Below are 13,301 nucleotides of genomic sequence, written 5' to 3'. Positions count from 1 at the left end.
CTTCCACGCCCCCGCTCAGAACGGTGCGGGCGAGTCGAAAACCATCGGACGGCCATCATCCGGGTGGGGCAAGGTCAATGCTTCGGCATGCAGCAGCAATCGCGGCGCCCGCGCTGCAGCCTCCCCGGCGTACAGCGCGTCGCCCAGAATCGGATGGCCGATGGCCTGCAGGTGGGCGCGCAACTGGTGCGTCCGGCCGGTAACCGGCTCGAGCGCCACACGGGTGAAGTCCGGCCCGCGCGCCAGAACGGTGAAACGCGTCAGCGCCGGCTTGCCCTGAATGGCATCGACTTTCTGCCTTGGCCGGTTCGGCCAGTCGGCCATCAGCGGCAGATCGATTTCGCCCGCATCATCAAGCACCGCGCCGGCGACGACGGCAACGTAACGCTTGCTCACGTGCCGGTGCTCGAAAACGCGGCTTAGCCGCCGCTGCGCGTCGATGCCGCGGCCGAACACCACCAGCCCGGACGTCGCCATGTCGAGCCGGTGCACGATCAGCGCATCCGGGTAGACCGCCTGCACGCGCGCGCTCAGACAGTCGGCCTTGTCGTCACCACGGCCCGGCACGGTCAGCAGACCGGCGGGTTTGTCGACGACGAGCAGCAACGCGTCGCAATGCACAACGGTCAGGCCGGCATCGGCCGGCGGAAAATAAGGTGTGGAACGCGGGGTTGGATGCATTTCGACCCGGATAAAGCGCGATGGCGGACACGCGGCGCGGTCACCGATTGGCACGGTTTGTGCAATTCATGCTGGCTGGCGATAATAGCCGGATTCAACCGGCTCGATTGGGACAATGGTCGTCAAGAAATTCTACGGTGCCACCACCCGTGACGCGCTGCGCCAGGTTCGCGACGAACTCGGCCCGGACGCGCTCATCCTGTCGAACCGGCAGGTGGCCGGCGGCGGCGTCGAGATCATGGCCGTTGCCGACTCCGATGTCGCCGCGCTGACCAGTGCCCAGACCATTGCCGCAAGCCGCCCGTCGGCACGGATCGATCCGCCGGCGCCGCCCGCCCGGCCGGCACCGTCGACGCCACCGCTGACCCGCGCGCTCGAACGCTCGTACGCCATTCCCGACGAAGACGACGACACTCCCGTTCCGGCGCCAGCGCCGCAGGTCGTGCGCAGCAACCGCGCGCCGCGGATCGATCCGTCACTGGTCGAGCCGAGACCGGTCCGGGAACGCCAACCGGTCCCGGAACGCCAGCCCTTCGCCGAGCCCCCGCCGGTCCGCGCCACCGCGCCGGACATTCCCGCGCCACCGGCGTTCCGCTACAGCGACGACGACGTCCCGGCCGCCCCCGCCATTGCACCGACAGTCCAGCCGGCCGCGATCGACGACATTGCCCGCGAAATGCGCCAGCTGCGCGGGCTGATGGAGCACCAGCTCGCCGGCATGGCCTGGAGCGAACTGTCGCGCCAGTCGCCGGACAAGCTCGACGCGCTGCGCCAGTTGCTGGCCGCCGGCTTCTGCCCGGCGCTCGCCCGCCAGCTGGTCGACAAGATGCCGGCACAGATGGCGCCGGAGCTGCGGGCACGCTGGCTCAAGGCGGCGCTGGTCCACAACATCGCCGCCGTCGGCGACGGTGACGACCTGATCGCCCAGGGCGGCGTCTACGCACTGATCGGCCCGACCGGCGTCGGCAAGACGACGACCGTTGCCAAACTTGCGGCGCGCTGCGCCCTCGCCTACGGCCCCGAGTCGGTCGCCTTGCTGACGACCGACAGCTACCGGATCGGCGCGACCGACCAGTTGCGCATTTACGGCCGCATCCTTGGCGTACCGGTCCACGAGGTCAAGGACGACACCGATTTCGAACTGACGCTGGCCGATCTGGCATCGCGCCATCTGGTGCTGATCGACACGGTCGGCATGGGCCAGCGCGACCTGCGCATCGTCGAGCAGCTGCGGCTGTTCCAGCACGAACGTGCGCACACGCTGCTGCTGCTCGCCGCCAACGCGGCCCCGGCCACGCTCGACGACGTTGCGCGCCGCTACAAGAACGAGCAGCTCGCCGGCGTGATCCTGACCAAGCTCGACGAGACAATGAGTCTTGGCGGCTGCCTCGATGTCGCGATCCGCCACCGGCTCAAGCTGCATTTCGTCACCAACGGCCAGCGCGTCCCCGAGGACCTTCATCCGGCGCGGACCGAGTACCTCGTCGACCGGGCCTTCCGCGCCGAGCCCGGTCGCCCGTTCCAGCTGCAACCCGACGAGTATCCGGTCTTCATGGGCGCGCAAGCGGCCAGCACCGAGGACGCCGGCTTCGGCGAGCCGACGCCGCGCGGCTAGGCGGTCCCGGCGTGAGCAGATTGTGGAACGACCAGGCCGCCGGGCTCCGGGCAATGGTCGCCCGGCCCGTGTGCCGCAGCGTCAGCATCAACGGCGGCCGTGGTGGCGCCGGTGCAACCACGGTGGCCATCCACCTCGCCGCAGCATTGGCCGAGCGCGAACGCGCGGTACTGCTGCTCGACGAACACACCGGCAGCGGCAATGCCACGCAACGGCTGCGCCTGTCGCCGCAGTACGATTTCGAGGAAGCGCTCCGGCGCGAGGTCACGCTCGCCGACGTCATCGTCCCGGCGCCGGGCGGTTTCTCGCTGCTGCCGGCCGCCGCGCGGCCTCAGGTCCTGGCCCGGCTCAACGAGGCCGAAGCGGCATGGCTGGCACGCGAATTCGATGCAGTCAGCGTCGACACCGACTGGCTGCTGCTCGACACCCGGCCGGCAACCGAGCCCGGCGTGCCCAGCCTGTCGCTGGCCGCCGATGATGTCGTCCTGATCGTGTCGGAGCGCGCCGAGTCGCTGACCGATGCCTATGCCGCCATCAAGCTGATGGCCACCGAATACGCCCGCAGCGAGTTCCGCATCCTGATCAACCGGGTCGGCAGCGCGCGCGAAGCCGGTGCGCTGTTCGAGCGACTGCAACAAGTTGCCTCGCGCTATCTCGGCAACCGGGTCAGACTGCGGCTGATCGGCTTCGTGCCGGAGGACGAAAAACTGGCGCGCGCCGCAAGACTGGGGCGAACGGTGTTCGACGCCTTCCCCGATGCCGAATCGGCCCATGCCTTCCGGCAGCTCGCCGACGCCATGCTGCGCTGGCGCCGCCCGGCCGGCGCAGCCGACAGTGCCGCCGATTTTGCCTACCGGCTGGTCGAGTCGAGCCGCATCCTTGCCGACCGACTACAACGTTAGCGTGGCGCCGCCGGCGCCAACACGGGAAACCGCATGACGATCCGCCCCGCCACCGAGCATGACGCCGACGCCATCTGGACGATCTTCCGCGCCGTCGTCGCCGACGGCGACAGCTATGTGTTCGCACCCGGCACCGGCCGCGACGACGCCCATGCCTACTGGTTCGGCCCCGGCGTGCGCAGCTGGGTGGCCGAGATCGACGGCGAAGTCGTCGGCGTCTACAGACTGGTCGCCAACCAGCGCGACCTTGGCGACCACGTTGCCAATGCGTCGTTCATGATCGCCCCCCGCGCGCACGGCCGTGGCCTGGGCATGGCACTGGGCCGCCACTGCCTGATCGAAGCCAAACGTGCCGGGTTTGCCGCGATGCAGTTCAACTTCGTCGTGGCGACCAACGATGCGGCGGTCGCGCTGTGGCGCAAGCTCGGCTTCGTTGTCGTCGGCACGCTCCCCAAGGCCTTCCGCCACGCCCGGCTCGGGCTGGTCGACGCGCTGGTCATGCACCGCTTCCTCGACGACATCGGGGCCTGAAATGAGCGCCGAGCTGATCGTCGGTCCCGACACACTGCAATTGCGCGGGCGGCTCGACGCCGGCGGCGCCGCGGCCATCTGGGCACAGGCGCGCAGCGCCGTCACCGCCGGGTGCGTCGTCGATGCCAGCGGCGTCGACTACTGCGACGGTGCCGGCAGCGCCCTGCTGTTCGACCTGATCCAGCGCGGTGCGCGCGTCGACGGGCTGCCCGAGCGCTACGCGGCCTTGCTGGCAGACCTGAACCCGGACAAACCGCTGACCGTCCAGTCTCCCAAACCGCACGGCATTGCCGACGAACTGGCCGACTTCGGCAAGGCGGTCACCAGCGAATTCACGCTGACGATGGCCTTCATCGGTGTTTTCACCGCCGACATCGCACGCATCTTCACCGCACGCGGCAAGATCCGCTGGCGCAACGGCTTCGCCGTCGCCAGCAGCGCCGGCGCCGATGCGCTGCCGATCATCGCGCTCGTCGCCTTCCTGTTCGGCGTGATCCTGTCGTTCCAGTCGGCGGTGCCGATGCGCCAGTTCGGCGCCGAACTGTTCGTCGCCGACCTCGTCGGCCTGTCGCTGGTCCGCGAACTGGCGCCGCTGATGACCGCGATCCTGCTGGCCGGCCGTACCGGCGCGGCGTTCGCCGCCGAACTCGGCACGATGAAGGTCAACGAGGAAATCAACGCGCTGGTCACGCTCGGGCTCGATCCTTTCCGCTTTCTGGTGATCCCTAGGCTGCTGGCCGTCGCGCTGATCATGCCGATGCTGACCGTTTGTGCCGAAGTCATCGGCCTGGCCGGGATGGCGCTGGTGATGGCGAGCTTCGACGTGCCGCTGGCGACGTCGCTGCACCGCGCCACCGCCATCGTCGGTTTCAGCGATTTTTTCGGCGGCCTCGGCAAGTCGATGGTGTTCGGTTTCTTCATCGCCGCCATCGGCTGCCTGCGCGGCCTGCGTACCGGCGCCGGTGCGGCGGCGGTCGGCGAATCGACCACACGCGCCGTCGTCAGCAGCATCGTCATGCTCGTCGTCGTCGACGGGCTGTTCGCCGTCATGTTCTACATCCTCGGGTGGTGACGATGAGCGAACCCATCATCCGTGCCGAACACCTCGTTTGCGGCTACGACGACAAAGTGATCCTCGACGACGTGTCGTTCGAGGTGAAACGCGGTGAAGTCTTCGTCATTCTCGGCGGCTCCGGTTGCGGCAAGTCGACGCTGTTGAAGAACCTGATCGGCCTGTACCGGCCGCTTTCGGGACGGATCTGGCTGGCCGGCGAAGAGCTGACCGCGCTCGACGGCGCGGCGCGGCTGGCGCTGTACCGGCGTTTCGGTGTGGCCTATCAGTCCGGCGCGCTGTTCGGCTCGCTCTCGGTCCTCGAGAACGTGATGTTGCCGCTGACCGAACACACGACGCTCGACGCCGCGGCCGTCGAGCTGATTGCCCGGCTCAAGCTGCGCCTCGTCGGCCTCGAAGCCTTTGCCGACTACGTGCCGGCGTCGCTCTCGGGCGGGATGCAGAAGCGCGTCGCCATCGCCCGCGCCATTGCGCTCGATCCGGAAATCGTTTTTCTCGACGAGCCGTCGGCCGGGCTCGATCCGGTCACCGGCGCCGGACTGGATGCGCTGATCCTGCAGCTGTCGCACAGTCTCGGCCTGACCTTCGTCGTCGTCACCCACGAGCTGGCCAGCATCATGGCGATTGCCGATACCGCGCTGATGCTCGACGCCAGCGTGCGCGGCGTGATCGCCGTCGGTCCGCCTGCCGAGCTGGCCAACCATTCGCCGGACGATCGGGTCCAGCGCTTCTTCCAACGCAAGGTAGCCGCATGACCCCACGACAAAGCCACATCCGCCTCGGCCTGTTCGTCACGCTGGCACTGGCGCTGACGCTCGTGCTGCTGATCGCCTTCGGTGCCGGCCGCTGGTTCTCGAACGCACCGGTGATGGAGACCTATTTCAACGAGTCGGTCAAAGGCCTCGACGTCGGTTCGACGGTGCGCTACCGCGGCGTCGCGATCGGCGAGGTCAGCAAGATCGGTTTCGCCGCCGGCAAGTATCCCGGCGCCGCCGACAACAGCTGGCGCCACCACTACGTGCTGGTCGAAATGCGGCTGCGCCCCGAAACGCTGGGCCTGCGCGCCGAAACGGCGCTGAACCAGACCGCGCTGAATGCGGAAATCGCCCGCGGCCTGCGCGTGCGCATCGCACCGCAAGGGCTGACCGGTACCAACTATCTCGAGATCGACTATGTCGAAGGCACGCCCAGTCCGATCCTGCCGATCAACTGGACGCCGACCGCGCTCTATGTACCGTCGTCGCGCAGCACGGTCGGCCAGTTGCTGAACGCAACGCAGAGCATCGCCGACAAGCTCGCCAAACTCGACCTCCAGACCATGGTCGACAAGGTCGAACGTGCGGCGAGCACCGTCGACAGCAAGCTGAGCGCAATGCCGCTCGAGGAAATCGGCCGCAATACGCAGAAGGTGACCGAACAGCTGGCGGCGATGCCGCTGAAGCCGATCGGTGACGAAACGCTGGCGCTGGTGCGCGAGTTGCGACAAAACAACACCCGGCTCGGCGCGCTGCTGACCGATCCGGCACTGGCCAGCGCACCGGCCGAGCTGCACGCGACGCTGCAATCGGCCAACGCGCTGCTCGCCAACCCGGCGCTGAACCAGTCGCTGAACCGGCTCAACCACTCGCTCGGCGAAGTCGACCGGCTGCTGGCCGACCGCAGCGGCACCTTCGGCAACACGCTCGACAACCTCGACCGCAGCAGCGCCGAGCTCGACGCCCTGCTGCGCGACCTGCGCGCCAATCCGTCGTTGCTGCTGTTCTCCGAACCGCCCGCTCCGTACCCGCTTCCGAAACGCTGAGACCCGCCATGCGCCCTCTTCTCCTTCTCGTCGTGGTCCTGCTGCTGGGCGGCTGCGCAGCCAGCCGTCCTGCCGCCGAGTTCAGCTACGTCCTCAATGCCGAACGCCCGGCCAAAGCCGCCATGATGCTGGCGGGCGCCACGGTCTACCTTGCGCCGGTCACGGCCGACGAGCCCTACGGACAGCGCGGTTTTGTCTACCGCGAGACGGCACAGCGTTTCGCCGTCGACCCGTACCGCGGTTACCTTGTGCCGCCGACGCGGCAGATCGACAGCCGCCTGAACGCCTGGCTGGGCGCGGCCGGCGCGACGCTGGCTGCGGATCGCCACAAGGCCCGCTACACGCTCGACGCGCGAGTCAGTGCGCTCTACGTCGACCTGCGTCCCGGCCAGCCCGGCGAGGCCGTCGTCACGCTGCGACTGACGCTGGGCGATACCGGTGCCGCGACACGGCAGTTCAGCATCGACGGCCGCGCCCCGGTCGCACCGATGAACGGTGACGGCATTGCGGCGGCCACCAACGCCGCGCTTGCTGACGTACTTTCCCAACTCGAAGCGACGCTGGCGAGCGAAAGCCGCGCCGCGTTGCGGTAAACTGGTCCGGCAACCGCTCCACCAAGGCCCATGCTGAATCAACGCGCCCTCAAGCTCTACCGCGACACCCGCTCGGACAGCGATGCGGAACTGCTTGCGCGCTCGACGCCGCTGGTCAAGAAGATCGCCTATCACCTGATCGCCCGGCTGCCGGCCAGCGTCGACGTCGAGGACCTGATCCAGGTCGGCCTGATCGGACTGATGGACGCCGCGCGCAACTTCGATCCCGGCGCCGGCGTGCAGTTCGACACCTTCGCGTCCCAGCGCATCCGTGGCGCCATGCTCGACGAGCTGCGCAGCGCCGACTGGCTGCCGCGGCAGACGCGCCGCAACCTGCGGACGATGGATGCGGCAATCCACAAGCTCGAACACACCCTCGGTCGCGCACCGAGCGAATCCGAAGTCGCCCAGGCGCTGGACCTGCCGCTGGCCGACTACCAGGACATGCTCGGCGATGCCCGCGGCCACCAGCTGCTGCACATCGATGATTACGCCCGCGACGACGACGACCATGGCGGCTCGTCGCTGCTCGACGCCTTTGCCGCCGATCACGGCGCCGATCCGCTGGCCCAGCTCGACGACGCCGGTTTCCGCGCCCGGCTGATCGAAGGCATCGAACAGCTGCCCGAGCGCGAGAAGCTGCTGATGGCGCTGTATTACGACGAAGAACTCAATCTCAAGGAAATCGGCGCCGTGCTCGGCGTATCCGAATCGCGCGTCTGCCAGCTGCACAGCCAGGCCGTCGCGCGGCTGCGTACCCGACTGACCGACTGGACCCAGCGTTAATGGACAAGATCAGCATCTTCGGCCTCCTCATCGGCCTGACCGCCATCCTGCTCGGCCAGTGGCTCGAAGGCGGCCACATCGCCTCGCTGCTGCAGCTGACCGCCTTCCTGATCGTCATCGGCGGTACCGCCGGTGCGGTGATGCTGCAAAGCCGGATGAGCGACTTCGTCGCGGGCATGAAGATGCTGCGCTGGGTGTTCGTGCCGCCGCAACACGACAACCGCAAGCTGCTGGCAACGCTGGTCAACTGGGGCCACCAGTCGCGCCGCGGCGGGCTGCTGGCGCTCGAAAACGTGATGAATGCCGAGAAGAATCCCTTCGTGAAGCGCGGCCTGCAGATGCTCGTCGACGGCGCCGAACCGGAAATGATCCGCCGCGCCTTCGAGCTCGACATCGACGCCTACGAGTCCAGTGCCAAGGCCGCCGCCAAAATCTGGGAAGCCGCCGGCGGCTATGCGCCGACACTGGGGATTCTCGGTGCGGTGCTCGGGCTGATCCACGTGATGGAAAACCTGTCCGATCCGTCCAAGCTCGGTGCCGGCATCGCCGTGGCTTTCGTCGCGACGATCTACGGTGTCGGCATCGCCAACCTCGTGTTCCTGCCGATTGCCGGCAAACTCAAGCGCCACATCCACAGCGAAGTCGTCCACCGCGAGATGCTGCTCGAAGGGCTCGTGGCGATCGCCAACGGCGAAAACCCGCGTCTGTACGAGAACAAGCTCGCCGGCTACCTGAACGGCTGAGTCTCGCCGGAACGGGGGCATTGTTGCCTCCGCAGCACCGGACGGGCTAAACCGGAAGTACCGCCCCGGCCCTGGAGAAGCGATGCGCTGCCTGCTGCACACCCTGCTCCTGATCCTCGGCTGGCTCGACCTCGTCGCCCATACCGCACTGCTGCTGGTACTGGCGCTTTTGCCGCAGCGCTGGCTGCGGCGGTGGTACCCGTGGCTGTTCCGCCGCTGGTGCCGCAGCTTCGTCCGCGCGCTGGGTGTCGATCTTCGGCTGCACCAGCACCAGACCCGCCCCTTGCCCGAGCATTTCATCCTGATCGCCAATCACCCGTCGGCGCTGGAACTCGTCGGCATTCCGGCAACATTCGACGTCGTCAGCCTTGCCAAGGAAGAAGTCCGCGACTGGTGGTTCGTCGGCCGGATCGCCGCCGCCGCAGGCACCTTCTTCGTCAAGCGCGAAAACCGGGGCTCGCGCCACAACGCACTGGTCGCCATGCGCGACACGGTACGCAAGGGCAGCAACATCGCGATCTACCCCGAGGGCGGTTGCAAGGGACGGCGGATTGCCGAGCGCTTCCATTACGGCGCGTTCACGATTTCGCTCGAGACCGGCGTGCCCATCGTGCCGGTCTTCCTGCATTACGAGGCGCAGCAGGCCTTCGCCTGGGAGGGACAGACGCTGCCGCAGATGCTGCTGCAGATTGCCCGGGCACCGAACCGGCGCGCCAACTACCACGTTTATGATGCGTTCGATCCGGCCGGCTTTGCCGATCGCGACGCTTATTCCCTGCACGTCCACGCCCGCTATCTCGAGTGGCAGCAGCGCCATCTCGACTGAGCCGGCGCAGGCCGGCGTCGCGACAAGACCTGCACGGCGGTGCACAACCGCCGCGCGCATTCCACGTCACTACGGACGAACCGTTATAATCGGCGGCTGAATACCAATCCCTCGCTGCGACATGGCCATTTTCCGCAAGAAGAACATCGCCAAGGCCTCGACCCGCGCCGCCCTGCCGCCGCAGCTGGCCGGGGTGCTGCGCGAATCGTGGTGGCTGTTGCTGGTCGCCATCGTCGTCTATCTGGTGCTGGCGCTCGCCAGCTACCACCAGGCCGATCCGGGCTGGTCGCACAGCGCCACGCAGGCAGCCGTCCGGAACCGCGGCGGCAGTGTCGGCGCCTGGATGGCCGACATCCTGCTGTCGGTGTTCGGCCTCTCGGCGTGGTGGTGGGTCGCGTTCTGCTTTGCGGCCATCCTGTGGGGCTACCGGCGGATCGACCACGTCGACCACTCGTCCCGGCCGGTCGTACTGCTCGCCTGCACCGGCTTCTTCATGATCCTGTTCGCGAGCAGCAGCCTCGAAGCGCTGCGCCTGCACACGCTCGATGTCGCACTGCCGCTGGCGCACGGCGGCATCGTCGGCGTGGCCCTTGGCGGCTGGCTTTACCGGACGCTGGGGTTTGCCGGTGCAACACTGACGCTGATCGTCGTCTGGGCACTCGGCGTCTCGCTGTTCACCGGCCTGTCCTGGCTGGCACTGATGGAAAAGCTCGGTGCGGGCATCGAGTGGCTGGGCTTCAAGTGCGTCGATACCTGGCAAGCGGCGCAGGACCGGCGCATCGGCCGGCAGGCGTCGGTCCTGCGCGAGGAAAAGGTCAGCAGCGAGAAGAAGAAGCAGGAAGACAAGGCACCGCTGAAGATCGAAACGCCACAGATCGAAGTCCCGGTCGCCAAGGCCGTGATCAAGGCCGCCGAGAAGGAAGCCGAAGCGCAACAGAAGAAAACCGTCCAGCCGACGCTGTTCGCTTTCGATGACCTGCCCGCCCCCAGCGCTGGCGGCCTGCCGGCGCTGAGCCTGCTCGCGCCGGTGCAGGCATCGCAGGAGACCATCAGCAACGACACGCTTGAGTTCACCTCGCGGCTGATCGAGCGCAAGCTCGCCGAGTTCAATGTCGAGGTCAAGGTCATCGCCGCCTATCCCGGTCCGGTGATCACCCGCTACGAAATCGAACCCGCGGTCGGCGTCAAGGGCGCACAGATCGTCAACCTGATGAAGGACCTGGCGCGCGCGCTTGGTCTCGTCAGCATCCGCGTCGTCGAAACGATTCCGGGCAAGACCTGCATGGGGCTCGAACTGCCGAACCCGAAGCGGCAGATCATCCGGCTTTCGGAGATACTCTCGTCCGAAGCCTTCCACGGCATGCATTCAAAACTGACGATGGCGCTGGGCAAGGACATCACCGGCAAACCGTCGGTCACCGACCTCGCCAAGGCGCCGCACATGCTCGTTGCCGGCACCACCGGCTCGGGCAAGTCGGTCGGCGTCAACGCGATGATCCTGTCGCTCCTGTACAAGGCGACGCCGGAAGAAGTGCGCTTCATCATGGTCGACCCGAAGATGCTCGAGCTGTCGGTCTACGACGGCATCCCGCATCTCTTGGCACCGGTGGTCACCGACATGAAGCTCGCCGCCAACGCGCTGAACTGGTGCGTGGCCGAGATGGAGAAGCGCTACCGGCTGATGAGCCATTTCGGCGTGCGCAACCTTGCCGGCTTCAACCAGAAGGTGAAGGAAGCCGAAAAGGCCGGTCAGAAACTGACCAATCCCTTCACGCTGACGCCGGACAATCCGGAACCGGTCGAGCACCTGCCCTTCATCGTCGTCGTCGTCGACGAATTCGCCGACCTGATGATGGTCGCCGGCAAGAAGATCGAGGAACTGATCGCCCGACTGGCGCAGAAGGCCCGTGCTGCCGGCATCCATTTGATTCTGGCGACGCAGCGGCCGTCGGTCGACGTGATCACCGGCCTGATCAAGGCCAACATCCCGACGCGGCTGGCGTTCCAGGTGTCGAGCAAGATCGACAGCCGCACCATCCTCGACCAGATGGGCGCCGAAGCGCTGCTCGGCCAGGGCGACATGCTGTTCCTGCCGCCGGGTACCGGCTATCCGCAGCGCGTCCACGGTGCCTTCGTCGCCGACGACGAGGTGCACAAGGTGGTCGAATACCTGAAGAGCACCGGCGAACCCGACTACATCGACGGCGTGCTCAACGGCGGCTTCGATGCCGAAGCGGCCGGCAACGCCGGGTTCGAAGGCAGCGGAGCCGATCAGGAGGCCGATCCGCTTTACGACGAAGCCGTGGCCTTCGTGCTGAAGTCGCGCCGCGCATCGATCTCGTCAGTACAGCGCCAGTTGCGCATCGGCTACAACCGCGCCGCCCGGCTGATCGAGAGCATGGAGGCCGCGGGCCTCGTCAGCCCGATGGAAACCAACGGCAACCGCACCGTCCTCGTCCCGCCGGCGGAATAGATGCGCCGTTTCGTTCTGCTCGCGGCCCTGGTTGCCGCTGGTGTGCAAGCGGCCGACATCGAAGTGCTGCACTGGTGGACCTCGCCCGGCGAATCCCGCGCGCTTCAGGCGCTGCGTCAGCACGTGAACGCTGCCGGCTACCGCTGGAACGACTTCGGCGTGATCGGCGGCGGCGGCGAAAACGCGCTGGGCGTCCTGCGCACCCGAGCACTGTCGGACAACCTGCCGACGGCCGCCGCGGCCGGCGGTGCCCAGGTTCAGGAGTGGGCGCGCCAGGACCTGCTCGGCGACGTCAGCACCGTTGCGCATGCGCAAGCCTGGTCCACCGTGCTCCCGCCGGGACTCGACGCCATGACCCGGATCGGCAACCGGTACGTGGCCGTTCCGCTCGGGGTCGCCCGAATCAACATGCTCTGGAGCAACAGCGCGGTGCTGCGCCGGTTCAAGGCCAGGCCACCGCAGAACTGGAGCGAGTTCTTTCCGCTCGCTGAAAAACTCGGCCGTGCCGGCATCGTGCCGCTCGCAGTCGGCCAGCAGAACTGGCAACTGGCGACGCTGTTCGAATCCATCGTGCTCGCCGAAGCCGGCACCGATCTCTACCGCCAGGTCTTCGTCACCCCGGTCGCCGGTGCAAGCGGCGATCCGCGCTTCCTGCGCGCACTCACCGTCTTCAAGCGGCTCAAGCCCTACACCAACGCCCAGGGGCCGGGCCGCGAGTGGAATCAGGTCGCCGCCGACGTCATCGAAGGGCGTGCGGCAATGACGGTGCTCGGTGACTGGGCCAAGGGCGAATTTTCCGCCGCCGGCAAACGGGCCGGCCGTGACTACCTGTGCACCGCTGCGCCGGGCACTGCCGCCGCGTTCAGCGTCGATGCCGACATGCTGGTGCTGTTCCGCCAGAGCACGGCGGCACAGCAACAGGCGCAGCTGGACCTGGCACGCATCGCGATGAGCCGGGAAACGCAGGAAGCGTTCAATTTTTACAAAGGCAATATTCCGGCCCGTACCGACGTCGCACTGGATCGCTACGACGAGTGCGCCCGTCTGTCGGCCCGCGCCTTTGCCGACAGCCGCCGCCGCAATACGCTGGTGCCCTCGTGGGCACACAATATGGTTCTGCCTGACGCCACGCGTACCGCGGTGTTCGACGTGATCGGCCACTTCTGGCGCAGCCCGTCGATGAGCGCCGCACAGGCGGCCCGGCTGATCGAAGCCGCCATCGCGTCGGCGGACACGCCACAACACCCTGCAGCGCCGCTTGAACGCCGCGGTTGATTC

The 13,301-nt window shown here is 67.4% G+C and carries 13 protein-coding genes; 12 read left to right on the top strand and 1 reads right to left on the bottom strand.

What is annotated here, in order from left to right; all coding sequences use genetic code 11:
- Nucleotides 1-15 precede the first annotated feature (15 nt).
- Nucleotides 16-681: an RluA family pseudouridine synthase gene (locus IE097_RS00575; RefSeq protein ID WP_189458207.1), complete on the bottom strand. Its 666-nt coding sequence runs from the start codon at nt 679-681 to the stop codon at nt 16-18.
- A gap of 115 nt (nt 682-796) precedes the next feature.
- On the opposite strand from IE097_RS00575, the gene flhF reads away from it, so the two are divergent.
- The 12 genes from flhF to IE097_RS00515 all read left to right on the top strand — a co-directional run bounded on the left by flhF (nt 797) and on the right by IE097_RS00515 (nt 13,298).
- Nucleotides 797-2,296: a flagellar biosynthesis GTPase FlhF gene (gene flhF, locus IE097_RS00570; protein WP_189458206.1), complete on the top strand. Its 1,500-nt coding sequence runs from the start codon at nt 797-799 to the stop codon at nt 2,294-2,296.
- A gap of 11 nt (nt 2,297-2,307) precedes the next feature.
- A complete protein-coding gene (locus tag IE097_RS00565; RefSeq protein ID WP_189458205.1) occupies nt 2,308-3,198 on the top strand; it encodes a MinD/ParA family ATP-binding protein in 891 nt (296 codons plus the stop codon).
- Between the two features lie 33 nt (nt 3,199-3,231).
- On the top strand, nt 3,232-3,729 hold the full coding sequence (locus IE097_RS00560; protein WP_189458204.1) for a GNAT family N-acetyltransferase: 498 nt from the start codon (nt 3,232-3,234) through the stop codon (nt 3,727-3,729).
- A gap of 1 nt (nt 3,730) precedes the next feature.
- Nucleotides 3,731-4,801 (top strand): ABC transporter permease, encoded by a 1,071-nt coding sequence (locus tag IE097_RS00555; RefSeq protein ID WP_189458203.1) that lies wholly within the window; start codon nt 3,731-3,733, stop codon nt 4,799-4,801.
- 2 nt (nt 4,802-4,803) lie between these two features.
- Nucleotides 4,804-5,556 (top strand): ABC transporter ATP-binding protein, encoded by a 753-nt coding sequence (locus IE097_RS00550; protein ID WP_229797338.1) that lies wholly within the window; start codon nt 4,804-4,806, stop codon nt 5,554-5,556.
- A complete protein-coding gene (locus IE097_RS00545) occupies nt 5,553-6,602 on the top strand; it encodes an MlaD family protein (protein WP_189458201.1) in 1,050 nt (349 codons plus the stop codon). Before IE097_RS00550 ends, IE097_RS00545 begins: the two co-directional genes overlap by 4 nt.
- An 8-nt stretch (nt 6,603-6,610) precedes the next feature.
- Nucleotides 6,611-7,195 (top strand): ABC-type transport auxiliary lipoprotein family protein, encoded by a 585-nt coding sequence (locus IE097_RS00540; RefSeq protein WP_189458200.1) that lies wholly within the window; start codon nt 6,611-6,613, stop codon nt 7,193-7,195.
- A 30-nt stretch (nt 7,196-7,225) separates the two neighbouring features.
- Nucleotides 7,226-7,981, top strand: coding sequence for an RNA polymerase sigma factor FliA (locus IE097_RS00535; RefSeq protein WP_189458199.1), 756 nt, complete (start codon nt 7,226-7,228; stop codon nt 7,979-7,981).
- Nucleotides 7,981-8,724, top strand: coding sequence for a flagellar motor protein (locus IE097_RS00530; RefSeq protein WP_189458198.1), 744 nt, complete (start codon nt 7,981-7,983; stop codon nt 8,722-8,724). Before IE097_RS00535 ends, IE097_RS00530 begins: the two co-directional genes overlap by 1 nt.
- Nucleotides 8,725-8,806: 82 nt before the next feature.
- Nucleotides 8,807-9,550 (top strand): lysophospholipid acyltransferase family protein, encoded by a 744-nt coding sequence (locus IE097_RS00525; protein WP_189458197.1) that lies wholly within the window; start codon nt 8,807-8,809, stop codon nt 9,548-9,550.
- A gap of 121 nt (nt 9,551-9,671) precedes the next feature.
- Nucleotides 9,672-12,023 carry a DNA translocase FtsK gene (locus tag IE097_RS00520; protein WP_189458196.1) on the top strand — a complete coding sequence of 784 codons (2,352 nt, stop codon included), beginning with the start codon at nt 9,672-9,674 and terminating at the stop codon, nt 12,021-12,023.
- Nucleotides 12,024-13,298 carry an ABC transporter substrate-binding protein gene (locus tag IE097_RS00515; RefSeq protein ID WP_189458195.1) on the top strand — a complete coding sequence of 425 codons (1,275 nt, stop codon included), beginning with the start codon at nt 12,024-12,026 and terminating at the stop codon, nt 13,296-13,298.
- Nucleotides 13,299-13,301 lie beyond the last annotated feature (3 nt).

Source organism: Jeongeupia chitinilytica, assembly GCF_014652315.1.
Lineage (GTDB): Bacteria > Pseudomonadota > Gammaproteobacteria > Burkholderiales > Chitinibacteraceae > Jeongeupia > Jeongeupia chitinilytica.
Note: the sequence above shows the minus strand (reverse complement) of the source record. Positions and strands in the feature narration are given on the sequence as shown.

Bases quoted from the DNA above. Each gene is read 5' to 3' on its own strand.
- IE097_RS00575 (WP_189458207.1), bottom strand. From the start codon at position 681: ATGCATCCAACCCCGCGTTCCACACCTTATTTTCCGCCGGCCGATGCC.
- IE097_RS00550 (WP_229797338.1), top strand. From the start codon at position 4,804: ATGAGCGAACCCATCATCCGTGCCGAACACCTCGTTTGCGGCTACGAC.
- IE097_RS00530 (WP_189458198.1), top strand. From the start codon at position 7,981: ATGGACAAGATCAGCATCTTCGGCCTCCTCATCGGCCTGACCGCCATC.
- IE097_RS00540 (WP_189458200.1), top strand. From the start codon at position 6,611: ATGCGCCCTCTTCTCCTTCTCGTCGTGGTCCTGCTGCTGGGCGGCTGC.
- IE097_RS00525 (WP_189458197.1), top strand. From the start codon at position 8,807: ATGCGCTGCCTGCTGCACACCCTGCTCCTGATCCTCGGCTGGCTCGAC.
- IE097_RS00560 (WP_189458204.1), top strand. From the start codon at position 3,232: ATGACGATCCGCCCCGCCACCGAGCATGACGCCGACGCCATCTGGACG.
- IE097_RS00555 (WP_189458203.1), top strand. From the start codon at position 3,731: ATGAGCGCCGAGCTGATCGTCGGTCCCGACACACTGCAATTGCGCGGG.
- IE097_RS00545 (WP_189458201.1), top strand. From the start codon at position 5,553: ATGACCCCACGACAAAGCCACATCCGCCTCGGCCTGTTCGTCACGCTG.
- IE097_RS00535 (WP_189458199.1), top strand. From the start codon at position 7,226: ATGCTGAATCAACGCGCCCTCAAGCTCTACCGCGACACCCGCTCGGAC.
- flhF (WP_189458206.1), top strand. From the start codon at position 797: ATGGTCGTCAAGAAATTCTACGGTGCCACCACCCGTGACGCGCTGCGC.
- IE097_RS00520 (WP_189458196.1), top strand. From the start codon at position 9,672: ATGGCCATTTTCCGCAAGAAGAACATCGCCAAGGCCTCGACCCGCGCC.
- IE097_RS00515 (WP_189458195.1), top strand. From the start codon at position 12,024: ATGCGCCGTTTCGTTCTGCTCGCGGCCCTGGTTGCCGCTGGTGTGCAA.